20 protein-coding genes and 2 pseudogenes are annotated in these 25,166 nt (G+C 64.4%); 8 read left to right on the plus strand and 14 right to left on the minus strand.

What is annotated here, in order from left to right; genetic code table 11:
- Positions 1-659: pseudogene (locus AC629_RS06205) on the minus strand (indolepyruvate ferredoxin oxidoreductase family protein); the annotation flags it as partial.
- Positions 660-812: 153 nt separating this feature from the next.
- Between AC629_RS06205 and AC629_RS06210 the strand changes: the two are divergent.
- Positions 813-1,268 (plus strand): Lrp/AsnC family transcriptional regulator, encoded by a 456-nt coding sequence (locus AC629_RS06210; protein WP_084803862.1) that lies wholly within the window; start codon positions 813-815, stop codon positions 1,266-1,268.
- 110 nt (positions 1,269-1,378) lie between these two features.
- On the opposite strand, the gene AC629_RS06215 is transcribed toward AC629_RS06210, so the two are convergent.
- Genes AC629_RS06215 through AC629_RS06225 form a run of 3 tightly spaced genes read right to left on the minus strand, consistent with a single transcriptional unit; the run spans position 1,379 to position 4,622 of the window.
- The gene (locus AC629_RS06215) at positions 1,379-2,164 is read right to left on the minus strand and encodes a fumarylacetoacetate hydrolase family protein (protein WP_084803863.1); all 786 of its coding nucleotides are present in this window, start codon (positions 2,162-2,164) and stop codon (positions 1,379-1,381) included.
- 15 nt (positions 2,165-2,179) lie between these two features.
- Positions 2,180-3,547 carry an LLM class flavin-dependent oxidoreductase gene (locus AC629_RS06220; RefSeq protein ID WP_084803864.1) on the minus strand — a complete coding sequence of 456 codons (1,368 nt, stop codon included), beginning with the start codon at positions 3,545-3,547 and terminating at the stop codon, positions 2,180-2,182.
- A 22-nt stretch (positions 3,548-3,569) separates the two neighbouring features.
- Positions 3,570-4,622: an Ldh family oxidoreductase gene (locus AC629_RS06225; RefSeq protein ID WP_084803865.1), complete on the minus strand. Its 1,053-nt coding sequence runs from the start codon at positions 4,620-4,622 to the stop codon at positions 3,570-3,572.
- Positions 4,623-4,929: 307 nt separating this feature from the next.
- On the opposite strand from AC629_RS06225, the pseudogene AC629_RS06230 reads away from it, so the two are divergent.
- Positions 4,930-7,950: pseudogene (locus tag AC629_RS06230) on the plus strand (bifunctional diguanylate cyclase/phosphodiesterase); the annotation flags it as partial.
- 69 nt (positions 7,951-8,019) lie between these two features.
- On the opposite strand, the gene galE reads toward AC629_RS06230, so the two are convergent.
- From galE to AC629_RS06250, 4 genes are all read right to left on the minus strand, one after another.
- Positions 8,020-9,012 (minus strand): UDP-glucose 4-epimerase GalE, encoded by a 993-nt coding sequence (gene galE / locus AC629_RS06235; protein WP_084803867.1) that lies wholly within the window; start codon positions 9,010-9,012, stop codon positions 8,020-8,022.
- An 18-nt stretch (positions 9,013-9,030) separates the two neighbouring features.
- Positions 9,031-9,837 carry a WecB/TagA/CpsF family glycosyltransferase gene (locus tag AC629_RS06240; protein ID WP_084803868.1) on the minus strand — a complete coding sequence of 269 codons (807 nt, stop codon included), beginning with the start codon at positions 9,835-9,837 and terminating at the stop codon, positions 9,031-9,033.
- Positions 9,830-12,169: an exopolysaccharide transport family protein gene (locus AC629_RS06245; RefSeq protein WP_084803869.1), complete on the minus strand. Its 2,340-nt coding sequence runs from the start codon at positions 12,167-12,169 to the stop codon at positions 9,830-9,832. Before AC629_RS06245 ends, AC629_RS06240 begins: the two co-directional genes overlap by 8 nt.
- Positions 12,170-12,449: 280 nt before the next feature.
- The gene (locus AC629_RS06250; RefSeq protein ID WP_084803870.1) at positions 12,450-13,250 is read right to left on the minus strand and encodes a class I SAM-dependent methyltransferase; all 801 of its coding nucleotides are present in this window, start codon (positions 13,248-13,250) and stop codon (positions 12,450-12,452) included.
- 405 nt (positions 13,251-13,655) lie between these two features.
- On the opposite strand from AC629_RS06250, the gene AC629_RS06255 reads away from it, so the two are divergent.
- Positions 13,656-14,684, plus strand: a complete 1,029-nt coding sequence (locus AC629_RS06255; RefSeq protein WP_084803888.1) for a glycosyltransferase family 2 protein — start codon at positions 13,656-13,658, stop codon at positions 14,682-14,684.
- Between the two features lie 15 nt (positions 14,685-14,699).
- On the opposite strand, the gene AC629_RS06260 is transcribed toward AC629_RS06255, so the two are convergent.
- On the minus strand, positions 14,700-15,686 hold the full coding sequence (locus AC629_RS06260) for a glycosyltransferase (RefSeq protein WP_084803887.1): 987 nt from the start codon (positions 15,684-15,686) through the stop codon (positions 14,700-14,702).
- Positions 15,687-15,933: 247 nt separating this feature from the next.
- Between AC629_RS06260 and AC629_RS06265 the strand changes: the two genes are divergently transcribed.
- Positions 15,934-17,010, plus strand: coding sequence for a glycosyltransferase (locus AC629_RS06265; protein ID WP_084803889.1), 1,077 nt, complete (start codon positions 15,934-15,936; stop codon positions 17,008-17,010).
- Positions 17,011-17,048: 38 nt separating this feature from the next.
- The gene (locus AC629_RS06270) at positions 17,049-18,401 is read left to right on the plus strand and encodes an O-antigen ligase family protein (RefSeq protein WP_084803871.1); all 1,353 of its coding nucleotides are present in this window, start codon (positions 17,049-17,051) and stop codon (positions 18,399-18,401) included.
- 330 nt (positions 18,402-18,731) lie between these two features.
- Here AC629_RS06270 and wrbA read toward each other — a convergent pair whose 3' ends face one another.
- Entirely contained in the window at positions 18,732-19,331 is a 600-nt protein-coding gene (gene wrbA, locus AC629_RS06275; protein ID WP_084803872.1) for an NAD(P)H:quinone oxidoreductase, read from the minus strand.
- 80 nt (positions 19,332-19,411) lie between these two features.
- Entirely contained in the window at positions 19,412-20,110 is a 699-nt protein-coding gene (locus AC629_RS06280) for a pirin family protein (protein ID WP_084803890.1), read from the minus strand.
- Between the two features lie 117 nt (positions 20,111-20,227).
- On the opposite strand from AC629_RS06280, the gene AC629_RS06285 reads away from it, so the two are divergent.
- The 3 genes from AC629_RS06285 to AC629_RS06295 all read left to right on the plus strand — a co-directional run bounded on the left by AC629_RS06285 (position 20,228) and on the right by AC629_RS06295 (position 22,802).
- Positions 20,228-21,163 carry a LysR family transcriptional regulator gene (locus tag AC629_RS06285; protein WP_084803873.1) on the plus strand — a complete coding sequence of 312 codons (936 nt, stop codon included), beginning with the start codon at positions 20,228-20,230 and terminating at the stop codon, positions 21,161-21,163.
- 207 nt (positions 21,164-21,370) lie between these two features.
- Positions 21,371-22,357: a tripartite tricarboxylate transporter substrate binding protein gene (locus AC629_RS06290; RefSeq protein ID WP_084803874.1), complete on the plus strand. Its 987-nt coding sequence runs from the start codon at positions 21,371-21,373 to the stop codon at positions 22,355-22,357.
- A 94-nt stretch (positions 22,358-22,451) separates the two neighbouring features.
- Positions 22,452-22,802, plus strand: a complete 351-nt coding sequence (locus AC629_RS06295; RefSeq protein WP_084803875.1) for a hypothetical protein — start codon at positions 22,452-22,454, stop codon at positions 22,800-22,802.
- Positions 22,803-22,956: 154 nt separating this feature from the next.
- Here the strand turns inward: AC629_RS06295 and AC629_RS06300 are convergent, their stop codons facing one another.
- Genes AC629_RS06300 through AC629_RS06310 form a run of 3 tightly spaced genes read right to left on the minus strand, consistent with a single transcriptional unit; the run spans position 22,957 to position 25,088 of the window.
- Positions 22,957-23,424: a YbaK/EbsC family protein gene (locus AC629_RS06300; protein ID WP_084803876.1), complete on the minus strand. Its 468-nt coding sequence runs from the start codon at positions 23,422-23,424 to the stop codon at positions 22,957-22,959.
- A 21-nt stretch (positions 23,425-23,445) separates the two neighbouring features.
- Positions 23,446-24,186, minus strand: coding sequence for a haloacid dehalogenase type II (locus AC629_RS06305; protein WP_084803877.1), 741 nt, complete (start codon positions 24,184-24,186; stop codon positions 23,446-23,448).
- A gap of 17 nt (positions 24,187-24,203) precedes the next feature.
- Complete coding sequence (locus AC629_RS06310; protein ID WP_011090280.1) at positions 24,204-25,088, minus strand: 4-hydroxyphenyl-beta-ketoacyl-CoA hydrolase; 885 nt, start codon at positions 25,086-25,088, stop codon at positions 24,204-24,206.
- Between the last annotated feature and the right edge of the window lie 78 nt (positions 25,089-25,166).

A 25,166-nucleotide genomic window follows, 5' to 3' on the forward strand; every position in this document is an offset into this window, starting at 1 on the left:
GGGCGCAACGCGACGGACGCGCCTGATTCCACGATCTCCGAGATCGCCTTGAAGCCGACCCACATGCCGGAGAAGCGGCTCAGCGCATAGCTATACTCGCCGAACTCCAGATATTCGCCGACGCTGGCCGGATGCAGCGTCGGCATGAACCAGCTCATGAAGGCGACGTCGGACTGGTGCGGCATCGACGATGACACGCAGCCATGGTCGTCGCCCGCGACCACGAGCACGCCGCCATGCGGGGAGGAGCCGTAAGCGTTGCCGTGCTTGAGCGCATCGCCGGAGCGATCGACGCCGGGGCCCTTGCCGTACCAGAGCCCGAACACGCCATCGACCTCGCGATCTCCTTGCGTCTCGACCTGCTGCGAGCCGAGCACCGCGGTCGCGGCGAGATCCTCGTTTACGGCCGGCAGGAATTCGATGCGGTCCTGCTTCAATCGCTCCTGGATGCGCCAGAGCTCGAGATCGATGCCGCCGAGCGGTGAGCCGCGATAGCCGGAGATGAAGCCGGCGGTGTTGAGGCCGTTCGTACGGTCGCGCCTGATCTGGTCGAGCGCGATGCGGACGATTGCCTGCGTGCCCGTGAGGAAGACGCGGCCCTCCTCGCGGTCGTAGCGGTCGGAAAGCTCATAGGTGTCGAGTGACGGAATGGCGTCCATGCGGACCTCCCGCGGCATCCCTGCCGGATTGGGGGAGGTTAAGCCGGGGGCGGTGGTAGGTCTTACCTATCCATTCTGATCTGAAGCGAATTTCGGTAGGATTTTGCACAAGTGGCCGCATACTGGTACATTCTATCGAATGGAGATGCCCTCATGATCGAAGACCAGGACGCGCGGATTCTCGCCCATCTTCAGAAGGATGGCCGCGCCACCAACCAGGAGCTCGCGGAGGAGGTCGGCATGTCGACCTCGGCGTGCTGGCGCCGGGTGCGCGCTCTGGAAGAGAGCGGGATCATCCAGGGCTATGCGGCGCTGGTTGCGCGCGAGCAGGCGGGCTTTGCGATGTCGGCGATCCTCCATGTCTCGCTGGAGCGGCACGACGCAAAATTCGTCGACGAGTTCGTCGCGCGGGTGACAAAGCGGCGCGAAGTGCTGGAGTGCTTTGCGACCACGGGCGATGCGGATTACCACCTGCGCGTCGTCGTGCAGGATATGGTCGCCTACAACCGATTCCTCGACGAGTTCATGTTCCGCATCCCCGGCATCCGCTACGTCCGCAGCAACGTGGTGCTGAAGGAGATCAAGACCGGCGTGGTGCTGCCGTTTTGAGGGAGCTTCGTAGGATGGGTAGAGCGATAGCGAAACCCATCAAGCTCTTTCCGAGACGAATCCCGGGTGATGGGTTTCGCTCCGCTCTACCCATCCTACGAGGATCAGCGCTACCGCACCTCCCGCACGAAGCGGTTGCGCAACGTCCCGACGCCGGTGATGTCGATCTCCACGACGTCGCCGTGCTTGATATCAGGAGAGGCGCCGTCCGTGCCCATCCAGATCACGTCGCCCGGCCATAGCGTAAAATACTTGGTCAGCTCGACCAGGAACGGCACAACGCCAAAGATCATGTCGTTGGTGTGGAAGCGGTTGGTCTCCTTGCCGTTGACCCTGACGATCGTCTGCATCTTGCCAAGATCGGCCTCGGTCTCGATCCACGGCCCCATCGGCTTGAACGTGTCGGCGTTCTTCGAGCGCCACAGGCTGCGATCGGCCTTCTGCCAGCTGCGCTCGCTGACGTCGTTGCCGATGGTGTAGCCGAACACGCAATCCATCGCGTTCTCTTTGGTGAGATGCTTCACCTTCTTGCCGATGACAACGACGAGCTCGCCTTCATAGTGGATCTTGTCCGTCGCGAACGACGGGATCACGACGTCCTCGTCATGTGCGATCAGCGCGTTCTGCGCGCGATAGCCGATCTCGGGTCTATCAGGCACTGCCGGCACCTCGCCGCGCTTGTCGGCGGCTTCCTTCAGGTGCTTCAGGTAGTTCAGGCCGACGCAATAGAACGTGCGCGGGATCAGCGGCAGCTCGATCTTGACCTGCGACAGCGGATGCGTGCGCGAGGTGCGCTGCCATTCGCCAAAGGGATCGCCGTCGACCGCGATCACCTTGTCGCCCTCAACTATACCCCACGACGTCTTGTCCGAGGCGGTGAATTTCAGCCAGCGCATAGTCTGTCCTCGTTGTTATTCCGCGGCATCGCGCGGCTGTGCCTTCCAGGCGCCGGCGGCCGGCCGCTTCAGCCCGAGATTTTCCCGCAGCGTCTTGCCGCGATAATCCTTCTGGAACAAGCCGCGCCGCTGCAATTCCGGTACGATGTGTTTCACGAAGTCCGCGTAGGAGCCGGGCACGTAGGTCGCGGCGATGACGAAGCCGTCGCAGCCACGCTCGACGAACATCTCTTCAAGCTTGTCCGCGATCTCCTTGGGGCCACCGACCATCGCGTCATGCACCTGGCCACGGCCGGAGAAGGTGACGAAGTCGCGCGCGCTTGGATTGCTCTTGCCTGATGTCTTGAGCACGCCGTCGCGGATGCCCAAAATGCCCTGCATGCTCTTCAGCTCTTCCGTCGTCAGCGGCTCGTCGAGATCCTTGGAGGCGAAATCGTAATTGAGCGCTTCGGCGAGCAGTGACAGCGCGTCGATCTCGAGCGGAAGCTTGTTGATCAGCGCCATCTTGTCCTCGGCTTCGGCTTTGGTGGCCGCGCAGACCGGCGTCGTCAGGTTGCAGAGGAACATCTGGTCGGGATCCCGGCCGGCCTTGGCCGCTTCGTTGCGCACGGCCGCATAACCCTCCTTGGCGCCTGCGAGATTGCGCGCGGCGGTGAAGATCACCTCGCCCCATCGGCCGGCAAAGCGCTGGCCGCGGCCGGATGCGCCGGCCTGGATGATCACGGGATGGCCCTGATCCGAGCGCGGCACGGTGAATGGCCCCCGGGACTTGAAGGCCGTCCCTCTGTGATCGAGCCGCTTCACCTTGGCCGGATCGGCAAACCGGCCGCTCTTTTTGTCCATGATGAGCGCGCCGTCTTCCCAGGTGTCCCAGTGGCCGAGCACCACCTCCATGAACTCGTCGGCGCGGTCGTAGCGGGAGTCGTGTTCGGGATGGGAGTCGCGCCCCATGTTGAGCGCCTCGCCGTCATTGAGCGAGGTGACGACGTTCCAGCCCGCGCGTCCACCCGACATCAAATCGAGTGTGGCGAAACGGCGCGCGACGTCGAAGGGCTCATAATAGGTGGTCGAGCAGGTGGCACCGAGACCGAGCCTGTCGGTGACCATGCCCATCGTGGTCAACACGATCAGCGGATCCATCTTCACGCAGCGGATGCCGTATTCGACGGTGTGGGCGTGGTCGTTGCCGTAGCGGTCCGGCATCGCCAGGCGATCGTCGAAGAAGGCCATGTGGAACTTGCCGGCTTCGAGGATCCTGGCGATCTCCTGATAGTAATCCGCCGACATCGAATCGTCGCGCGAATCCGGATGCCGCCAGGAGCTCGGCAAATTCGTGCAGTTCTGCGCCTGGAGGAAGCCGACCAGTACCATCTGCCGCGTCATGCTGCTGCTCTCCAAAATTCCGTCAGGCCAGGTCGAGGACTGTTTCGAGCCCGTACTCGCGTGCCAGCGCGCGCAGCTTGTCCCAGGTCGCATCCTCGATCTCGATGCCGTCCCGCAGGCGCTGCTGCTCGCGCAAACCTTCGATCTCGCCGGGATAGTAGACGCCTTTGCTGCCCTCGGACGGCGGTGTCGATTTCAGGTAATGCGCGAATTCAGCGACCTCGCGTTTGAACTCCTTCAGCGGGCGGAACGCGGCGACGTTGAACACCGCCATGAAGCAGCCGTCATTGTGCCGCCCGGTCGGCTCGACGCCGAAGCCGAGTCCGGTGAGCAGGCCGCACAGCACCTCGACCATGGCGGCCAGGCCGCTGCCCTTGTAGCCCTCGGTGCCGCCGAGCGGCAGCAGCGCGCCGCCCTTGCGGTATTGGGTCGGATCGGTGGTGTGCCGTCCCTCGGCGTCGATGATCCACCCCGTTGGAATCCCCTCGCCGCGGGCGACCGCGAGCTGGATCTTGCCCGCCGCGACCGCCGAGGTCGCCATGTCCAGATAGAAGGGCGCATCGAGGTCGGACGGCACCGCGATCGAGATCGGGTTGGTGCCGAGCCGCGCTTCCTTGCCCCCGAACGGCGCCACGTGTTTTGGCGAGCGGCCGGAATCCGCCGTCGCAATCCCGATCATGCCTTCGCGCATCGCCATCAGCGGATAGGCGGCGAGGCGGCCGACATGGCTTTGCCGGAACACGGTGCAGGCGGCGACATTCGCCGTCTTGGCTTTCTCGATCGTCAGCGCCATCGCCTTGGCGTTGACGTGGAAGCCAAAACCCCACTGGCCGTCGATCACGGTCGTGGTCGGCGATTCCTGGACGATGGACCACTTAGCGCCGGGAACGATGTGCCCGGCCTTGATACGGTCGATGTAGGTCGGAACAGCAATCACGCCGTGGGAGTCGTGGCCGGCGAGATTGGCGTTGACGCAGCCGACGGCCACGGCGTCGGCTTCTTCCTCGGAGGCTCCGGCGGCACGGAGCAGTGCGGCGCTGATGCGCGTGAGGCGGTCGGCCCTGACGATCGGCATGGCGTTTCCTCGGCTTGCTGCCCTTAACGGGCTGCTCGTTGGATGCCATCGTCTCAAAGCGCAGGAGCGATATCAATCTCCCGTAAACCAATACAGGGCTGCAAATTCGTAAAGAGAACGCGCCTTTCGTCGTGTGCCGGCGCCGCGAACATCCCGCGCGGCGGGATTCCCGACAGTTTGTCGTCCCCTGTTCTCAGCTCGTTCACTTCGATTGTGGGTTCGCGGCACGCAATAACGACCACTTAGGCGATGGCCGTTCATAAAGCACCCGGAATAAAAAGGGTAGAAATGCCCGGGAGTTAAGATCGTGCAGACGACCCTCGCGCGCACCTTTGCAGCGTTGAGTGCGATCAACGAAGCGATCCTCTACGCGAAATCGCCGGACGAGCTGTACCAGAAGGTCTGCGCCGCCGGGTTTGCGAGCGGAGACTTCATGGCCGTCGCGGTGTTCCTGTTGGAGCCGGACGGTCGTCGGCTGCGTTTTGCCGCTGGTTGCGGCGAAGACGTCGCGCGGCTGAGCGCGATCGAGATCACGACCGAAGCTGGCACACCCGAAGGATCCGGCGTCGGCGGCGAGGCATTTCGCAGCCAGACGCTCTGCATCAGCAATGATTTTCTGAACGATCCGCGATCGCTGGCATGGCGCGAGGGAGCGGTGAAATCCCACGTCGGCGCGGCCGCGGCCCTGCCGCTGCTCTGCAATGGCAAGAGCGTCGGCGTGCTGTTCGTGACCCGCAGTGAGGCAGGCTCACTCGACGCCCAGATGGTATTGCTGTTCGAGCGCATGTCCGCCAACATTTCCTATGCTCTGGACAATTTCACGCGCGAGACCGCACGGCAGACCAGCGAGCGGGCGACGCGGCGGCTCAACCGCATGTTCGGCGCGCGCAGCGCGACCAACGAAGCCATCCTGCGCGCGAAAACCGAGCAGGAGCTGTACCAGCTCGTGTGCGAAGCAACGGCGAAGGGCGCCAAGTTCACCTCGGCCACCATCGCGCTCGTCGATCGCGATGCCGAGCTGCTCCGCGTTGTCGCCTGCTACGGGCCGAACGCGGATACGGTGCGCGCCTCCAAGTTCTCCACATCCGACCAGGTGCCCGAGGGGCGGGGGCTGACGGGAACGGCCTTCCGGACACGCCAACCCTGCGTCAGCAATGACCTATTGTCCGACGACCGGATCAAGCCCTGGCAGGCCGACGCTCGCCGCAACGGCATCGGATCCGCCGCGGCGCTGCCGCTGTTCAATGGCGACCGCGTCGAAGGGGTGTTCCTTTTCAACTCGCCCGAACGCGGCACGTTCACGCCCGAATTGGTCGAGCTGCTGCAACGGCTCCAGGCCAATGTCGCCTTTGCGCTCGACAATTTCGACCGAGCCGAGGAGCGGTCGCGGGCCGAGGCGCAGAAGGAGCGCCTGACGCGCATGTTCGCGGCGCTGAGCGCCACCAATGAAGCGATCGTGCGAGCCAAGTCGCGCACTGAGCTGTTCGAGCTGGTGTGTCAGGCCGCGTCCACCGGTGGGAGATTCACCTCGACGACCATAGCGCTCGCCAGGGCCGACGGCGATCAGCTCGAGATCGTGGCGGCCGCGGGACCGTCCGCAGAGACCACCCGCAACGTTCGCCTTTCCGTCGACGCCGACCGGCCCGAAGGCCGCGGCATGAGCGGCACGGCGTTCCGCACCCGGCAGCCCTGTGTCAGCAACGATTACGTCAATGATGGCCGCGTGAGCGCCTTCCATGCCGTCCTGCAAGGCGACGGCGCGCGCTCCGGCGCAGCGTTCCCGCTGATCACGCACGACAAGCCCGTCGGCGTCATGATCTACATGTCGACCGAGCAGGAGACCTTCACCGGCGAATTCGTCGAGCTGTTGCAACGCCTCGCCGGCAACGTCTCCTTTGCGATGGAGAATTTCGATCGCGCCGACGAGAAGAACCGGGCGGACGAGCGGATCGAGTACCTCGCTTCGCACGACAGCCTGACAGACCTTCCGAACCGCGAGACCTTCAACGGGTTGCTCCGCGAGGCCATCGACGCGGCGCAGCGTCACGATCACCGTTTCGCGGTGCTGTTCATCGATCTCGACCGCTTCAAGGTCATCAACGATTCGCTGGGGCACGAGGCCGGCGACCTGCTCCTGCTCGAAGTGGCCAACCGGCTGCGCGGCGCGCTCCGGGCAAGCGACGTGGTGGCGCGTCTCGGCGGCGACGAGTTCGTGGTGATCCTCGATCAGTGCGGCGAGGTCGACGACGTCCAGCGCATCGCGACCGGGCTGTTGACGGCGCTCGCCGAGCCCATGGAACTGGCCGGTCACGAGTGCCACACCACGGCGTCGATCGGCATCGCGATGTATCCGGCCAACGGCTCCGACGCCCAGACGCTGACCAAGAACGCCGACATGGCGATGTATCTCGCCAAGGAAGACGGCAAGAACGGCTATCGCTTCTTCTCCAAGGAAGTGAAGACGCAGTCGATCGAGCGGCTGTCGCTGGAGAGCGCGCTGCGCCGGGCGCTGGAGCGTGAGCAGTTCTCGCTGAACTACCAGCCCAAGGTGGACATGGAGACCGGCCAGATCACCGGCGTGGAAGCGCTGCTGCGCTGGACGCATCCCGATCTCGGCAACGTTTCGCCGGCGCAATTCATTCCGCTCGCCGAGGAGACCGGCGTGATCGTGCCGATCGGCCGCTGGGTGCTGAATGAAGCCTGCGCGCAGGCCATGGCCTGGCAGCGCCGCGGCCTGTTGCCGGTGTCGATGGCGGTGAACCTGTCGCCGCGGCAGTTTGCCGACGAGCATCTGCTGCAGGACGTCGACGAGGCGCTGGCCGCCAGCGGCATGTCGCCGGTGCTGCTCCAGCTCGAAGTCACCGAGAGCATGATGATGCGCAATGTCGGTCGCGCGCTCAAGGTGCTCGACGCCATCCAGAGCCGCGGTATTCGCCTCGCCATCGACGATTTCGGCACCGGCTATTCGTCGATGTCGCTGATGAAGCATTTCCCGATCGATACCATCAAGATCGATCGCTCCTTCGTGCGCGACCTGCCGCAGGATTCGGAAGACCAGGCGATCGCACAGGCGATCATCAGCATGGGCAAGGCGCTCGGCATGACCGTCGTCGCCGAAGGCGTCGAGAACGCCGAGCAGGAGGCGTTCCTGCGCACCCATGGCTGTGACGAGATGCAGGGCTTTCCGATTTCCAAGCCGTTGCCGGCGCCGCAGATGGCCGAGTTGCTGCGGCCGATGATGATGCCTGTCGCGCCACCGCTCCAACCCGAGTTGGATCTTGCCGCCGAAGAAGCCGCTGCGCTACGGTTGAAACGCGCCGTCATCTAGCGGCTCCGGATGCAGCTCGCGGACGTCGTGATCGCCACCCGCCGGGCAAGGCGCGCGCGCTCGCGCCGCCTATCGCGACCTTAGCGGATGCGCCTTCTGGTGCCAGGCCCAGGCGGTGCGGATGATCGTGGGCAGGTCGGAGTGACGCGGCACGAAGTTCAGCACTTTTCGCGCAGCAGAAGGATCCGCGACCAGATAAGTGGGATCGCCGGCGCGGCGCGGCTTGATGGTGTGCGGCACCTCGCGCCCCGTCTCCTGCCTGATGGCGGTGAGGATCTCGCGCACGGAAAAGCCGGAGCCGGTGCCGAGATTGAAGCTGCCGCCGGAGTGTCCCTGCTCCAGCAGCTTGAGCGCAGCGACATGCGCGGCAGCGAGGTCGGTGACGTGGATGTAGTCGCGGATCGCGGTGCCGTCCGGCGTGTCGTAATCGTCGCCGAACACGGCGAAGTCGACATGACCCTGCAAGGCCATCATGGCGCGGGGAATGAGATGGGTCTCGTTGTCACGCAACTCGCCAATGCCGCCGGCCGGATCGGCGCCGCTGGCGTTGAAATAGCGCAGGCAGAATGCGCCGAAACCATACGCCGAGCGGTAATCGGCGAGCATGCGCTCGATCGTCCACTTCGACGCGCCGTAGGGATTGATCGGCGCGCAGGGAAAGTCTTCCGGCAGCTCCTTGGAATCGGCGTTGCCGTAGACGGCGCCGGTCGAGGAGAACACGATGCGCGTGCAGCCCGCGTTGCGCATCGCCTGCAACAACGACAGCGTGCCCTGTACGTTGTTGATGTAGTATTTCTGCGGGTCGGTCATGGATTCGCCGACGAGGCTTGCCGCCGCGAAATGCATCACCGCCGTGACCTTGTGATCGGCGAAGGCGCGTGCCAGCGCCGCGCCGTCGAGCAGATCGCCCGTCACCAGCGGGCCGGCCACGAAGCTGCGATGACCTGTCGAGAGATTGTCATAAACGACGGGTTGATAGCCGGCGGCGGTCAGTGCGCGGCAGGCATGCGAGCCAATATAGCCCGCGCCTCCTGTGACGAGGACAGTCGGTCGGTCAGTCATGTCGTCTTCTACTCTCTTTCAGCGATTGAAGGGCCGGTTGCGGCTGAAGAGAAGATAGAGCGCGCGGGGGTTGGTGGTCAAATAGCGCCAGAGCAGCCGGCGTGGCTCGAGCCAGGTGCGCCAGGCCCATTCGAGGCCGAGCTTCTGCATCCATTGCGGCGCGCGGGACCTGCTGCCCGATAAAAAGTTGAACAATCCGCCCGACGTCTTGATAACGCCAACATTGGACATCAGCGGTGTGAATTCCTCGACAAATGCCTGCTCGCTGGGCACACCGAGCGCGACCCACAGATAATCCGGCGCGAGCGCGTTGATTTCCTCGACTTTCGCGCGCAGAGCCTCGCCACGGAGATAGCCGTGGCTGTGCCCGACGATCTTGAGGTTCGGATACATCTTCCGGACGTTCTCGACCGCAGCGGCGTTCTCGGCCTCGCTGGCGCCGAACATGTAGAAGGTGCGGCCGAGCGCTTGCGCCTTGCGTGCGACGACGTGGAACAAATCCGTGGTCGCGACCCGCTCGGGCAGCGGGAACCAGGATTGCAGCTTCGAGGCAGCCACCAGCGGCTGGCCGTCGGCATTGATCAGGTCGGCGGCGCGGAACAAGCGTTCGGTCTGCGGCTCGGTCGAGCAGCGCGCCAGCACCTCGCCGTTGGCCGAGGTCAGGTACAGGGGACGGCCGATGCGATGGCGCGGATCGGTGGCCTCGATCATGAAATCCGCGGTCGCTTCCAGGTCGAGTGCGGCCATGCGGAGGCCGCCCACGGTGATGCGCGGCACGTCGGCAGTAGCGGCCCGGCCTTCGAGATTGACACGGCGCTCAAGCATATTGTCTGCCTCGCTGGCGAGCTTGGGTTGCGGGAGTGAGCTCGTCGAGCACGACGCCGACGAGCTTGCGCTCGGCGTGGCCGAGTGCGGTCAATATCTCTTCCAGGATGTCGTTGATGTCGAGGCTGGTCGACAGCACCGCCACCAGCGCGTCGACGTTGTCGAGCAGCTTGCGGTCGCCGGCCGCGAGCGGCATCGCGGGGCCGTCGAGGATCACGAGGTCATAGCCGCCGGCGGAGCGTGCATGCGCAATGGCCTTGCGGATGGCGTCGGCCGCCTTGCCGGCATCGTTCTCCGCAGCCGGCAGCACCGAGATGCCGTTGACCGTCTTGATCTCGCGCGCGGCCTTGCTGCCGATCGAGAGCCAGCCGAGCCTGCTTGGTTCGCTTTTGCTGGTACGGTTGACCTTGTTGGAGAGCGAGTGTGCCTGATGATCGGCATCGATCGTCAGCACACGGACGCCGTCACGCGCCGCTGCCAGCGCAAAGTTCAGCGCCGTCACGCTGCGCCCGACGGTCTCGCCGGCACCGATCAGCGCGATGACCGGCATCGCCTTGTTGTCGGCACGCCGAGCCACTGCGCCGCGCATGTCGCGCCAGGCGTTGAGCAGCGTCGTCAGGGGAAAGCCGGGGCGTAGCGTCGGCCAGCCGAGGCGGGTGAGGTCGACGCCGCCGCCGGTCGCGAGGATGGCGCCCAGCGTGTGGAGGACGTCGGCCTCCTGAAGCCGCGCGATCAGCGGCTTTTCGATCAGGGGCTTTTCGGCCATCGAAGGCTGCAGCGGTGGCGCCGCAAGTTCCGGCGGGGTCTGTGCAACTTCCGGGGCTCGCGAAACCTGCTGAGGTTGTGCAACCTCCGGAGCCCGCGAAACCTCCCGAGCTCGGGGAGGCGGCGGCGCCGGCGTGGCCGCGCCGGCAAACAGGAATTCAGCCGCGACGAACCAGCTCGAAGCAGCGAGCGCACCGAAGATCAGGCCGATGATGGCGAACATGCTCATCGCCGGCGGGAACGAGCGCCGCTGCGGCACCGTGGCTTCGCCGATGACCCGCGCTGCCGAGGTGTTCAGGCTTTCCTGTTCCTCGGTCTCGCGCGAGCGCTTCAGGAATGATTGATAGACATCGCGGCTGGCGTCGGCCTCGCGCTCGAGTTCGCGCAGGCGCACGGCAGCCTGGCTGAGCTGAAGGCTCTGGCGCTTCTGTGCTTCCAGAGCCCGGTTGAGCGAGGCCTCGTAGTCGCGGGCGCGTGTCAGATCGTTTTTGGCGGACTGGGCGAAGCGATCGATCTCCTCGCTAATCGTGCGCTTGAGATCCTCGACCTGCTTCTCGGTCTGGCGCAGCGCCGGATGGCGCGGGCCAAGCTCGCCGGTCTGCTCCGCATATTTCTTGCGCGCATCGGCATATTGTGCGCGCAGGTTCGCGATGGTCGGGGATTGCAGCGCCTCGGGAATTGCGCCGGCATCCGCGGCCGTGCGCCGGCTGGCCTCGATCTGGTCGAGCCGTGCCTGCGCATCCATCGTCGCGGCGCGGGCCGCGGAAAGCCGCTGGTTGCTGGAGGAGAGCTGCTGGTCGCTGATCAGCGTGTCCTGGGTGCCGACGAAGTTGTTCTGGGCCTTGTAGGTCGCGAGCGCAGTCTCGGCTGTGCGCAGCCGCTCGCGCAGCTCCTTCAGGCGGCCGGAGAGATCGTTGGTGGCGCGCCGTGCGGCCGAAGCCTGCGAGTTGCGGGATTCCGCGAGATAGGCGTTGGTCAGCGTGTTGGCGAGCATCGCCGCTTTCGCCGGATCGGTCGCCCAGACCTCGATGTCGACGATGAAGCTCTTGTCGGTCTTGCGGATCGTGATGTGCTTGTTCAGCACGTCGAGCGCCGCAAGCTGTACTTCCTTCTTATCCGCCGCGGAGGGCGCGCTGGGATGAAGGCCGATCAGGCCGAACACCGACGACATCAGGCTTTTACCGTCGCCGCCGCCGAATTCGGGATCCTTGTCGAGATTGGCCTGCTGGATCACCTGGAGCAGCACGCTGTTGGAGGTGATCAGGCGCGCCTGGCTCTCCACCACCATCGACATGCCGGAGACGTCCTGCGCGCGCGGCGTGAGTTCGCGATCGACGAGCTGGAGCTCGCGCGGGTCGACATAGAGCTGTGCGGTGGCGGTGTAGCGGGGCGTCAGGTTCTTGCCGATGGTGATGGCGAGCGTCGCGCCGAGCAGGGCGGCGGCGGCAATCGCGACCTTTCGCCGCCAGAGCAGGTTGACGAGCTCCAGCATGTTGAAGGCGGCCTGAGGCCGCTGTTGCGGAGCCCACGGTTTGGCCCGCTCTATCGGCTGGTTATAGTCCAGCATGATCCCCAGCTTTCATTCCAACTGCCGCGGGCTGAGGGGTTACTCTTCGCTCTACGCCACGCACCTGCGATATAGGTGCCCAATCAACGCAACCGGGAAAATTAACCATACTCATTGAGGGACTATTCACCGAAATGGCAAACAAAGCGTTTAAAGCGCGGGCCACATTTCGGTGCGTCGCTGTGAGGGGCGTCTTCAGAGATTAACGGTTCGTTACCGCGCGTAGCATAGCCGCGAGGCTCCGCTCGCCCAGCGATAGGCCGCGCGCGCGTCATCGCCGTCAGCGCTTCCGCAGAATGACGTGATAGTCGCCGCGGCGGACGTCGGTGCCGCGGGGGAGCACGGCGTTCAGCACAGCGGCGCCGGCATCGACCAAAGCGGCGAACAGCGGCTTGCGCCGGCGCATCTCGGGATAGCGTGGGCTCTCGACCTCACGGCGGTAGCTCATCTCAAGGCCATTGGCGGCCGCGAACGCCTCGAGCCGGGGCAGCGTCACCAGCGGATGGAAGAAGGTCGGGAACGGCGGCTCACCGGGCAGGCCGGCATCCTTGATGCCGCGGATGTGCCGGTAGAACCAGACGTGAAACCAGTGCGGCGAATATTTGGTGACGACGCCGGAGAGCGAGCGCGGATTGGGCGCGCCGATCAGGATCATCCCGCCGGGCTTGAGCGCATCACGGAAATTCAGGAGCGCAGCGTCGACGTTGGGCAGATGTTCTATCACGTTGTAGCAGATCACAAGATCGAAGGTTTCGCGCCCGAAGCGGTAGGTCTGCACATCGCCGAGGATCGCCTCGTCCGCGTAGGTGTTGTTGCGGACCTGGTCCTCGTCGATGTCGACGACGGTGACGTGGCTGCGGCTCAGCAATTCCGTCGGCAGAACGCTGCACGAGCCGCCGCCGGCTTCATAAATGGCAAGCCGGCCTTGTGGGAGCTCGTCGCGCAGCACGTCGCGAACGGCGAGCAGGCTGTCGCGGGCTTCGCCGGGAATCAGATCGTGCAGCGCTTGGGTATATGCAGCGGCCGCGGGGACGTTGATCGCCGTGGCTGTCGCGAAATCGATCGTGGCTGGCTTGTTCATATTCTTTGACCGAGCTTGTTCGATTCAATTTTACAGGAAACGTCTCGCGTCCCCGAAGAGCAAATCTGAAGCCGCGGCCGTTCACCGGTCGCGGTGCTTAGGGCCGGGTTAATGCGCATGTGCGTTAACTACGGCATCGTTCATGTCGAGCCATCGCCAGCGCGATGGACTGCAAATTGCACTATCACGCGCGCAAGTTTTCGAGAGGAGAAACACGCGAAAGCGGTTAAGTGCATTGTGTTGGGCGGGACGGGGGAGATCGGCAGCGTGGCACCATCCTGTGCTCCGGGTCGGCCGTTCGTTTTGAGACGCATTTGTCCCGCGGCGATGTGCCGTCGCGGTTCGACGACGATCCGCGCGATTGAAGCAGGGCTTTTTCAATATATCTCGGACATCAAGAACGCCATGACCATGATCCCGACAGACCTGTCCGCCAGCCGGATCTCGGATGCCGTAAGCGATCCCAACCGGGAGATCGCGGCGAGCTCCCGCGTCATCGACCTGTCGGTCGGCATCGTCGTCTGCATTCCCTGCTTCCGCCGCCCGCAGCATCTGCGGCTGACTCTGGAATCCGTCGCGAGCCAGCGCACTCCGCGCTCCTTTGCAGTCGTCATGGTCGAGAACGATGCCGCGCGGCGCGAGAGCGCGCCGGTCGCCGCCGAGTTTTTGGCGGATGGCAGGCTCCAGGGCATCTGCCTCGTCGAGAAGCGCCAGGGCAATTGCCAGGCAATCAACGCCGCGTTCGAGACGGCGCAGGCGCTGTTTCCGGCCGCGACCCGCTTCCTGATGATCGACGATGACGAGATCGCCTCACCCGACTGGCTCGAGCTGATGGTTCGCACCGCGGAGGCGACCGGCGCCGACATCGTCGGCGGACCGGTGCTGCCGGTCTTCGACGACGACAGTCAGCCCTGGCTGTCGCGTCATCCCGCCTTCTGTCCCGCCTATGATTATAGCGGCGCGGTGCCGCTGATCTATGGCTGCGGCAATTGCCTGATCACCCGCGCGGCGTTCGAGCGGTCTGGCCGTCCTGCCTTCGATCTGCGCTTCAACTTCCTTGGCGGCGGCGACTGCGATTTTTTCTCGCGGTGTCGCGATGCCGGCATGATCTTCCACTGGACCGCCGAGGCGGTCATCACCGAGACCGTGCCGCAGAGCCGCACTAGCCTCGGCTGGATCGCAAAGCGTGGCCTGCGCATCGGTGCGATCAACTATCGTGTGGAGTACAAGGCAGCGCAGGGCGCGGCAGCCCGGGCGCGGGTGTACGCGCGGATGCTGGGACGGCTGCCGCTGTCGCTGATGCGCGCGGCCGGCCTGCTGACGTCGTCGAAGGCCGTCGTCGCCATGCACCCCGTGATGGTCGCACTCGGCTCCGTACTCGCAGCGTTCGGCATCGAGCCGAAGCCCTATGAGGCCTCGAAGATCGTGTCCTAACGCCGCGGTGACGGACTAGATGCCGAAACAGGCGAGGACCACCCGGAGCGCGGAGCGCGGCAGCGATTTGAGCGACCGCCGGCCGACCATCCCGAGATAAGTGAAAGCGTCGCGATACCTGCCGAAGCGGACCGCTTGCATCGCGGAGTAGGTGACGAGATGAATCTCGGCGGCCTGGCGCAGCCCGGCGGCCGTACCCTCCGGCAGTCGCGCCAGGATCAACCCGTCGTCGAAGATTCGCGCGATGGCGGGGAAGAAGTCCTGCGGCGTTCGCACCGCCGCGTTCATGGTGTTGGCCGTGTGCAAGCGATAGTCGAGCAGGAGCTCTGGTGCGAACTCGAACTCGCCGATCGCGGCGAGGCGGCACCAGCAGTGCCAGTCCTCGCAATATCTGAGGGAGACGTCGAAGCCGCCTATGGCGCGGAAGGCCTCTGCGCGCGCGAGCGCGATGCCGCCATTGACGATGAAATTGCCGGCCGCGAGCCGCGCCAGCACGTCGCCGGACGGCTTGCGGCGTCCTTTCAAGAGGTCACGCCTGCCGATCTGCCGTCCCTCGCTGTCGATCGTATTGTAGTCGCCATAGACGAAAACCGCGTGCGGAGCACTGCGCGCAGCAACCAGCAGTGCCGCCACCGCGCCGGGGCGCAGGCGGTCGTCGGCATCGAGGAAGAGGAGCCAGTCGCCGCTCGCATGTCGCGCGCCGAAATTGCGCGCGGCTGATACGCCGGCGGAGTCGTTGGTCATCAGGCGCAGCCGCGGATCACGGATGCCAAGGACGATCGCAGCGGTGCCGTCGGTCGAGCCGTCGTCCACGACGATCACTTCGGCGATCTCGCGTTGCGCCAGTGCGCTTGCGATGGTTTCGCCGACATAGGCCGCAACGTTCTTGGCGGGGACGACGACGGACACCGATCCGGCAGCGCTGACCGGCAGCGGAACGCTCGGGGCTGTCGTCACGCGCGAGCTGGCCGGTAATTCGAGAACGTCTTCGGCGGTGATCAAGCTGCGGCTCGTCTTTAAGGTTATGTTAACCAGGGCGCATCTGCCGAGCTGGCAACGCCAGCGATCGCAACGTCGGCCGCTGCGGATGACATCCATAATACGGTGGAATCGTTTCCTGGAGGACCTGCGCTGCTACTGTTTCGTAGATTAGCGTTAAGCCGGAAGCATTAAGCCTGTCGCAAATTTGGAACAGTGCGGCAGCCGGTCCCATGCGAGAATGGGGACCCGATTGCCGCGGATGAACCCAGTGCCCGCAAAGACGTTCGATTACGATCCCGACGACATGGTCCTCAACCTCTTCTACGAGGACAAGGACGACCGCTGGTTTCCCGGCGACCGGCATCTGCGGCGCCTGGCGCGTCGCATGCTGCTCGGCGAGCCGCGGATGAGCGGACAGCTTCGCGTGTTCCTCAATCTTTGCGCGGGGCTCGACCGGCTCGGCATCCGCTACCGCGTCAACGACTATCGCTACATCGCGCAGCATCCCGAGGAAGTCGCGTGCATCATCGGTCGCACCTTCCTGCTCGACAAGTTCGCGTGGAAGAACCCGATCCTGCTTGGCGTTGCCGCCCACAATCATCCGCTCGACGATCCCGACTTGTTCGAGCGGCTGCCGGTCAAGAAGGTCGTGGTGCCCGGCGATTGGTATGTCGACATGTACCGGCCGTATTGGCCCGACACGGAGGCCTGGCCGGTCGGTATCGACACGGATCTCTGGGCGCCGTCGCGCCCCTCGCAAAAGACCGTCGATGTTCTGATCTACGACAAGGTCCACTGGGACCGCGAGCGCTATGCGCCGGAGCTGGTCGAGCCCGTCCGCGCCCGGCTCATCAAGGAGGGCCGCTCGTTCACGGAACTGCGTTACGGCAACTACAAGGAAGAGGACTATCAGGCAGCGCTGGCGCGTTCGCGTGCAATGATCTTCCTGTGCCAGAACGAGAGCCAGGGCATTGCCTATCAGCAGGCCTTGTCCTGCGGCGTGGCGGTGTTTGCCTGGAATCCCGGCGGCCCGTGGCGGGATCCCGATTATTATCCGCACCGGGTAAGGTTCGAGCCGGTGTCGTCGGTGCCATACTGGGATGACCGTTGCGGTGCCACGTTCGTCGACACCGCGGGGTTCGAGGCGGGCTGGGAGGATTTCTGGGCCGGGTGCGCCGCTGATACATTCGATCCGCGCGGCTATGTGCTCGACAATCTCACGCTCGAGCAGCGGGCGCTTCAATATTACGAGATCGCGCGACGTGTGGCGCGGGAGCAAAAGACGGCCAAGGCACCTGCCGCATCCGGCATGCCGGTTGACGGATGCTTAACGGGGGTAGGCTAAGCCCGAGCGATCCCGCGTCCTCATCTTGGCCTCGAGGCATGGATCGCAACGCAGCAGACATGATTGACGCCGAGGTCCGATCGCTCGGCCACCTGCTGCGTGATGTGTTTGCGAAGCTGAATGCCGTGCAGGCCGCCCGCTGCCTCGTCGCAGTCGCGGTCCTGCTCCTGGTGCTGGTGACGCTCGACCCCTTTCCGGACCTGCGTAGCGAAGACGTGACCGCTGTCGTCGGCGGGCGCATGGCGCTGACCTACATCGTTTTCGGCCTCCTCGCCACGGTTGCGGTGCTGTCCGTCGCCGCCACCGATGCGCCCGCGCTGAAGAGCCTGGTGACCCCGCTGCATCTTTGTCTCGTCGGATGGTTGTTGATCAACATCCTCTTCTCCGAGAGCCTTGGAGTCTCGATCCAGCGCTTCGCGCTCGCGGCCAGCGTGACATCGCTCGCCGTCCTGTTGCCGCTGCTGCCGCCGACGCGGCGCAGCTTCAACCTGTGCCTCGGCACTGCTGCGCTCGTGCTGCTCGCGCTCTGCTATCTCGGCGTCTTCCTGGCGCCGGAATATTCGATGCACACCGCGCTCGACCTCAGCGAGCCGCAGCTCGCCGGCGACTGGCGCGGCAGCTTCGGGCACAAGAACGTCGCATCGCCGGTGATGACCATCCTGGCCTATGTCGGCATTTATCTCTGGGCCGCCGGATCGTTCGTGATGGGCCCCGCGGTCGCAGCACTCGCCGGCATCTTCCTGATCTTCACCGGCGGCAAGACGTCGACGGCGCTGTGTCTGGCGATCTGCGCGCTCGCATCGCTGGTCTTCGTCACGCGAAGCTTGTGGCTGAAGCGGCTCATCTGCTTCACGCCGCTGATCGTGATGAACCTGCTCACGGTCGGCACCGCTGCGAGCCCGGCGCTCGCTGCTGTCACGAGGCTGCTTCCTATCGATCCAACCTTCACCGGCCGCTCCGACATCTGGCAGTTTGCGCTCGGAGCCGTTGCCGAAAAGCCCATCACGGGCCACGGCTACGCGGCGTTCTGGGACGGCGTGACAGAGCGGCAGACCACCCAGGGCGCTGAATGGGCGACGACCGCCGCCCATAGCCACAACAGCTATCTCGACCTTGCGGTCACCATCGGCCTGCCGGGGCTGATGCTCGTCATTCTCGTCTTCGTGCTGTCACCGCTCAAGAACTTCCAGAGCGCCCAGGCTCACAACCGCAGCAGTGCGCTGGCAAAACTGTTTCTGACCATCTGGCTGTTCTGCCTGTACTACGGGACGACCGAAACCTTCCTGCTCGATCGGCAGAATCCGATCTGGTTCATGTTTGCGCTTGCGGTGGCGGGACTGCATTTCCTCGCCAGATTCCAATGCGTCGAGCAGGCGGAACGCGATCGTTAGCGACTTATCGGGAGATGGACGCCCGGGCGCGCTAAAGCAAAAGCGCCGCAAGATGCGGCGCTCTTGGTCCCGATGCGGGCAGATTTACGATCCCGTGCAGCCTGCACAATGCAAGCGACCGCGCGAGGCGCGGAAGAGGCTGCGGCAATACCAGCGTCGCGCCAGCGCCTGGGCGGGCTTGCGGATCATCTGGGCGATCAACAAAAGTTCGAAAGTCATTCGTATCGCTCTTGGTCGCTCTTGGCCAATATTCTGCGAGTAGAGATGGGGCGGCATTCCCGAAAGAGAATGCCGCCCGTATCGCATCAGCTATGCAGTCGATCGCGAAGCTTAGCCGTGCAGCTTCTTGGTGGTCTCCGCGATCTGGCGCCCCTGGTAGCGTGCGCCGGCGAGCTCGTTGGCGCTGGGCTGGCGGCTGCCGTCGCCGCCGGTGATCGTGGTGGCTCCATAGGGCGCACCGCCGGTGACCTCATCGAGTTTCATCTGGCCGGCAAAGCCGTAATTCATGCCGACGACGACCATGCCGAAATGCAGGAGATTGGTGATGATCGAGAACAGCGTCGTCTCCTGGCCGCCATGCTGGGTCGCGCTCGAGGTGAAGGCACCGCCGACCTTGCCGTGCAGCGCGCCCTTGGCCCAGAGACCACCGGCCTGATCCAGGAAGTTCGCCATCTGCGAGGACATCCGGCCGAAGCGGGTGCCGGTGCCGACGATGATCGCGTCGTAATTGGCGAGGTCCTCGATCTTCGCCACGGGCGCGGCCTGGTCGAGCTTGTAATAGGAGGCCTTGGCGACCTCGGCCGGCACCAGCTCCGGCACGCGCTTGATGTCGACGGTGACTCCGGCCTCGCGCGCACCTTCGGCGACGGCATTGGCCATCGCTTCGATGTGGCCATAGGCGGAATAATAGAGGACGAGAACTTTGGTCATGGTGGTCTCCAGTTTAGATCTGATGGCTAGTTGTTGGGGATGTCATGCCCGGAAGAAGCCCGGGCATGAGGAGTTCGTTGCTACGCTGCGTCGACGAGCACGAGCTCGGAGTCTTGGAGGGCTATGATCTTCAGCCGATCCTCGTTGCGGATTGCGGCGCCGTCGCGGGCATCGATGCGCACACCGTTGACCTCGACTGAACCGGCCGCGGGAACCAAATAGAGATGCCGCGCTTTCTGCGGCTCGTACTCCGCGCTCTCACCGGCTTTCAGCGTGGTGGCGAGCACCCGCGCGTCGGCGCGGATCGGCAGCGCGTCCGCATCGTCCTCGAAACCACTTGCGATGGTGACGAGCTTGCCTGAGCGGTCCGCCTTGGGGAACGGCTTCGAGCCCCAGGTCGGTTGCCCCCCGCGTGCCGTGGGCTCGATCCAGATCTGGAAGATCCGTGTCTTGGTCGGCTCCAGATTGTACTCGGAGTGGCGGATGCCGCTGCCCGCGCTCATCACCTGCACGTCGCCCGCCTCGGTGCGGCCCTTGTTGCCGAGGCTGTCCTGATGGGTGATCGCACCCTCACGGACATAGGTGATGATTTCCATGTTGGCGTGAGGATGGGCGGGGAAGCCGGTGTTCGGCGCGATCTCGTCGTCGTTCCACACCCGCAGGGCACCGTGACCCATGTTGTTCGGGTCGTAATGGCTTGCGAAGGAGAAATGATGCTTGGCCTTGAGCCAGCCGTGATCGGCGCCGCCGAGCTTTGCGAAAGGTCTGAGTTCGATCATCTGATTTCTCCATTCCCTGAAATTGCGATGACGCTTGGATAAGCCTGCGTCCGTGGTATAGAAATAGAAACTGTTGAAACGCATTGTTTCCTGAAATACCCCGATAGGAGCGCTCCCATGGCAAAACTCCCCGATTTCGAGGCGCTCGCGATTTTCGCAAAAGTCGTGGAGTTACGGTCGTTTGCGGGTGCCGCGAGCGAGCTTGCGATGTCCAAGGCGACGGTGTCCAAGGCGGTCACCCGGCTGGAGGAGCGGCTCGGCGCCCGCCTGTTCAACCGCACCTCGCGCCGGCTCGCCCTGACCGATGCCGGGCACAAGCTCGCCGAGCGCGCGACGCGCCTCTTGTCCGACGGCGAGGCGGCGGAGAACGAGGCGTTGGCGCAGTCGGTGGCGCCGCGTGGCCTGGTGCGGCTCGCCGTGCCCATGACGTTCGGGATCAAGGCGGTGGCACCGCTACTGCCGGAGTTCTTCGAAACCTATCCGGAGGTCTCGGTCGATCTGCATTTGAGCGATGCGACGGTCGACCTGATCGGCGAGGGTTTTGACATGGCGGTGCGGATCGCGCGGCTGCCGGACTCGTCACTGATCGCGCGCCGGCTCTTCACCATGCCCCGCTTCACGGTGGCTGCGCCGTCCTACCTCAAGCGCCATGGCCGGCCGACGCATCCGATGCATCTGGCCCAGCACAAATGCTTCAGCTACGCCTACCTCACGACGCCCAATGTCTGGCACTACACCAATTCGGCAGGCGAGCAGGCGAGCGTACGTCCGGGTGGACAGCTTCGGGTCAACAACGGTGAAGCCGTGATGCCGGCGCTGATCGCCGGCCTCGGCATCGCCGAGCTGCCCGAATTCATCGTTGGCGACGCCATCTCCTCCGGCGCCGTCGAAGTGATCCTGAAGGACTGGAAACAGGCAGAAGGCGCCGTGCATCTGGTGACGCCGCCCGGCGGCCCGCGCCCCGCACGTGTCGAGGTGCTCGGCGATTTCCTGGCGGCGAAGCTGCCGGGGACGTGCAAGCGACGGCCGAAGAAGGGCGGGAAGGTGATGTAGAGCGGACGCTGTTTCAACGGACTCGTCGTTGCGAGCGCAGCGAAGCAATCCAGTCTGTCACCGCGGCGGGATTCTGGATTGCTTCGCTACGCTCGCAATGACGGAGTCTGTTGAGACGGTATTTCCTCACAAGTCACTTGCCCACCCGGCGAGAGCCGCTAGTCTCCCCTCCAAAGGAAAGACAAAATCATATTGGGGGAGCCGCCGATGAATCGCCGTGACTTGCTGCGCGCCGCTGCAGCATTGCCGCTCGCACAATCCGTGATCTCGCGTCCGGCCTTCGCGCAAACCTATCCCGTCCGCAACATCACCATGATCGTGCCGTTTCCGGCCGGCGGCCAGGCCGATCTCGCCGCGCGCCCGGTGGCGATGGTGCTGGAGCGAATTCTCGGCAAGCCCGTCATCGTCGACAACCGCGCCGGTGGCGGCGGTGGATCGGTCGGCAATGCCGCGGCGGCGCGCGCCGAGCCCGATGGCTACACGCTGCTGATGACGCTGTCCTCGCTCGCGGTGCTCCCGGAAGCCGACCGGCTGTTCGAGCGTCCCGTCGCCTATGAGGTCTCGCAGTTCATGCCGATCGCGCGCGTGCTCGCCGATCCCACGCTGCTCGCCGTGCCGGCCTCGGCGCCATGGAAGACGGCGCAGGATTTTGTCGAGGATGCGAAGAAGCGTCCGGGCCAGATCACCTATGGCTCGTCCGGGCCCTACGGCACGCTGCATGTGGCGATGGAGATGTTCGCAAACAGCGCCGGCATCAAGCTGCTGCACGTGCCGTTCCGCGGCGCCGGTCCCGCGCTGACCGCAATCCTCAGCGGCACCGTGCAGGCGATCGCAGCCGCGCCCGGCACGTTGAAGCCGCAGGTCGACGACGGCAAGCTGCGCGTGCTCGGCAATTGCGGCGCGCAGCGCATCGCGAGTTTTCCTGATGTGCCGACCTTCCAGGAGCTCGGTTACAAGGATGTCGAGATGTACATCTGGGCCGGCCTGTTCGCGCAGAGTGCGCTACCGGCGCCGATCGCGACCCGCTTGCGCGAGGCGATGGCGCAGGTGATGACGAGTCCCGACGTGCTCAAATCGTTCGACGCCTCGGGCAGTCTCGTCGCCTATCAGGATGCGCCGGCATTCTCGCAGTTTGTCGCGGCCGACAGCACGCGGCTGATCGCGGCGGTGAGGAAGATCGGCAAGGTGGAGTAGGTTCCAGACGCACTTTCACATTTTGTTGTTGGTCCAGAACCGGCTCCGCCTCATTGATTGATGAGAGTTTGAGGGAATCGAGAAGGATCTGGATATGCGAACAGAGCGGATTGCGCTTGGTTTGGCGCTTGCAATCGGCGGCATCGTCGCCCAGGGCGCTGCCTCCGCCGAAGAGTACCGTGGAACGCTGGAACAACAGATGGCCTGCACACCGGATGTGTGGCGCCTGTGCAGCGATCAGATTCCGGATACGAACCGCATTGTCGCCTGCCTGCAGCAGAACACCTCACAGCTCTCGAGCGCATGTCGTGCGGTGTTCCAGTCGAACAACCAGGTCCAGCCCCAGCAGCCGGCCCCGCGGAATCGCATCGCGCCGCCGCCGCGCTATAACAATGCGCCGCCGCCTCCACCGGCGCAGCCGCGGCCTTACGATGAAGATTATTAGTGCTGCCCAGACATGATCCGGACCCGAAGGGCCGCGTTCGCGCAAAGTGCGGAGCGCTCTTCCCTCGCGACAAACGCGGAACGCGTATGCGTGGAGATCATGCTCAAACAGCAATCCAAAGCGCGATGACGATTTATCATCATCGCAGCGTGCTTCAGGGGCGGTGTTCGCAGACGTCGATCCATTCGGCCGAGACGAGTTCGGCCATGCGCTCTGGCGCGATTCGCACCGCGCTGTGGGTCGAGCCCGCGGCCGGCACCACCACGTCAAATGCTTTCAGCGACACGTCGCAATAGACCGGCAGCGGCGACTTCAGCCCGAACGGGCAGACGCCGCCGACCTCGTGGCCGGTGATCTCGGCGACCTCTTCCAGCCCCAGCATCTTCGGCTTGCCGCCGAACGCCGCCTTGACCTTCTTGTTGTCCATGCGTGAGGTGCCGGCGGCGACGATCAGGATCACGCGTTCGCCGACCCGCAACGACAGCGTCTTGGCGATCCGGCCGGGCTCGACGCCATAGGCTTCGGCGGCCAGCGTCACTGTCGCGGAGCTGATCGGGGATTCGATGACGGATATGTCGGGGGCTTTCTCGGCGAAGAAGGCGCGAACGGATTCCAGGCTCATTCAGAACAGCTCATTCCAGACTTACGGGCGGGCGGCGATCCCGGGCAACTCGGAGAGGGCGCGGACACGGTGATCCGGCGCGAAACCAAGATCGTCCATCTGGGTCCGGATCGCCTTGAACATGGTGAGCGGTGCCACGAGTTCGTTCTCGACGCAAGCCAGCGCCATCGCCTCGGGCGTCACCCGCTCGATCCAGGCGACGTTCAGCCCGAACGCCTTTGCGCCCGCCACGTCCCAGGGATTGGACGAGACGAACAGCACCTCATCCGGCGTGGTGCCGAGCACCTCGGAGATCAGCGAGTAAGCCTCCGGGCTCGGCTTGAAGATCTTCTTGGCATCGACGCTGATGGTGGCGTCGAGCAGGTGGTCGAGACCGGAGTTTCGCACGAGGGCATTCAGCATATCCGGGCTGCCATTGGAGAGGATGGCGAGCTTGCGCGGCTTCAGCGCTGTAAGCGCTGCCGCCGCATCCGGATAGAGATCGAGATGCAGATATTTTTCGATCACACGCTCGAACGCTTCGCTCTCGTAGGCGAGCCCGAGTACGCGCAGCGAATAGGCAAGCGAGTCGCGCGTGACCGCGGCAAAATCCTGGTAGCGCTGCATCAGCGAGCGCAACCAGGTGTATTCGAGCTGCTTGATCCGCCACACTTGCGTGATGATGTCGCCGTAGCCGGGGAACGCATCCTCGGTGATCTCCGCGACCGACTGGATGTCGTAGAGCGTCCCGTAGGCGTCGAAGACGACGGCTTTGATCGTCACGCTGACCTCTTTGTTGACTAGATTCCCAGCAGCTTGCGCGCGTTGGCCTTGAGCACTTTCGGCCGGATCTCGTCGCGGATGTCGATCTTGGCGAAATCCGACAGCCAGCGGTCCGGCGTGATCACCGGCCAGTCCGAGCCGAACAGCATCTTATCCTGAAGAATCGAGTTGATGTAGCGGACCAGGATCGGCGGGAAATATTTCGGCGACCAGCCCGACAGGTCGATATAGACGTTCGGCTTGTGGGTCGCGACCGACAGCGCCTCCTCCTGCCAGGGGAAGGAGGGGTGGGCGAGGATGATCTTGAGGTCGGGGAAATCCGCCGCCACATCATCCATGTACATCGGGTTGGAATATTTCAGCCGCATCCCCATGCCGCCCGGCATCCCCGAGCCGACGCCGGTCTGGCCGGTGTGGAACAGCGCGATCGCGCCGCCATTGTTGATCTCTTCGTAAAGCGGATAGGCCATGCGGTCGTTGGCGTAGAAGCCCTGCATGGTCGGGTGGAACTTGAAGCCGCGGACGCCGTATTCCTCGATCAGCTTGCGCGCCTCGCGCGCGCCGAGCTTGCCCTTGTGCGGGTCGATGGAGACGAAGGGGATGAGGACGTCGAGATGGTCGGAGGCGACCTCCAGCATCTCGTAATTGTTGTAGCGGCGGAAGCCGGTCTCGCGCTCGGCATCGACCGGAAAGATCACGGCGGCGATGTTCTTGGAGCGATAGTAGGCCGCGGTCTCCGGCACGGTCGGCGGATGCTTGTTCGGCGACTTGAAGTACTCCGCCATCTGCGCCTGGAAGTCGTCATAGCCGTCGTCCGCGTGGCAACCGCAAGGCTCCTCGGCGTGGGTGTGGATGTCGATCGCGACGACATCGTCGATATTCGGCAGCTTCAGCTTCGGCATTGGTTTCCTCCCGATGGGTTGCCAAATTGATTATATCATATAACGAATTTGGCAAGGCTCGGCCGTCAGCTCGCCGGA

The organism is Bradyrhizobium sp. NAS80.1, from assembly GCF_001908205.1.
Classification (GTDB): domain Bacteria; phylum Pseudomonadota; class Alphaproteobacteria; order Rhizobiales; family Xanthobacteraceae; genus Bradyrhizobium.

Excerpts from the sequence above, each read along its gene's own strand:
- AC629_RS06270 (WP_084803871.1), top strand. The coding sequence starts at position 17,049 with ATGGATCGCAACGCAGCAGACATGATTGACGCCGAGGTCCGATCGCTC.
- AC629_RS06240 (WP_084803868.1), bottom strand. The coding sequence starts at position 9,837 with ATGCTTGAGCGCCGTGTCAATCTCGAAGGCCGGGCCGCTACTGCCGAC.
- AC629_RS06295 (WP_084803875.1), top strand. The coding sequence starts at position 22,452 with ATGCGAACAGAGCGGATTGCGCTTGGTTTGGCGCTTGCAATCGGCGGC.
- AC629_RS06280 (WP_084803890.1), bottom strand. The coding sequence starts at position 20,110 with ATGATCGAACTCAGACCTTTCGCAAAGCTCGGCGGCGCCGATCACGGC.
- AC629_RS06245 (WP_084803869.1), bottom strand. The coding sequence starts at position 12,169 with ATGCTGGACTATAACCAGCCGATAGAGCGGGCCAAACCGTGGGCTCCG.
- galE (WP_084803867.1), bottom strand. The coding sequence starts at position 9,012 with ATGACTGACCGACCGACTGTCCTCGTCACAGGAGGCGCGGGCTATATT.
- AC629_RS06250 (WP_084803870.1), bottom strand. The coding sequence starts at position 13,250 with ATGAACAAGCCAGCCACGATCGATTTCGCGACAGCCACGGCGATCAAC.
- AC629_RS06225 (WP_084803865.1), bottom strand. The coding sequence starts at position 4,622 with ATGCCGATCGTCAGGGCCGACCGCCTCACGCGCATCAGCGCCGCACTG.
- wrbA (WP_084803872.1), bottom strand. The coding sequence starts at position 19,331 with ATGACCAAAGTTCTCGTCCTCTATTATTCCGCCTATGGCCACATCGAA.
- AC629_RS06310 (WP_011090280.1), bottom strand. The coding sequence starts at position 25,088 with ATGCCGAAGCTGAAGCTGCCGAATATCGACGATGTCGTCGCGATCGAC.
- AC629_RS06210 (WP_084803862.1), top strand. The coding sequence starts at position 813 with ATGATCGAAGACCAGGACGCGCGGATTCTCGCCCATCTTCAGAAGGAT.
- AC629_RS06285 (WP_084803873.1), top strand. The coding sequence starts at position 20,228 with ATGGCAAAACTCCCCGATTTCGAGGCGCTCGCGATTTTCGCAAAAGTC.
- AC629_RS06290 (WP_084803874.1), top strand. The coding sequence starts at position 21,371 with ATGAATCGCCGTGACTTGCTGCGCGCCGCTGCAGCATTGCCGCTCGCA.
- AC629_RS06215 (WP_084803863.1), bottom strand. The coding sequence starts at position 2,164 with ATGCGCTGGCTGAAATTCACCGCCTCGGACAAGACGTCGTGGGGTATA.
- AC629_RS06300 (WP_084803876.1), bottom strand. The coding sequence starts at position 23,424 with ATGAGCCTGGAATCCGTTCGCGCCTTCTTCGCCGAGAAAGCCCCCGAC.
- AC629_RS06255 (WP_084803888.1), top strand. The coding sequence starts at position 13,656 with ATGACCATGATCCCGACAGACCTGTCCGCCAGCCGGATCTCGGATGCC.
- AC629_RS06220 (WP_084803864.1), bottom strand. The coding sequence starts at position 3,547 with ATGACGCGGCAGATGGTACTGGTCGGCTTCCTCCAGGCGCAGAACTGC.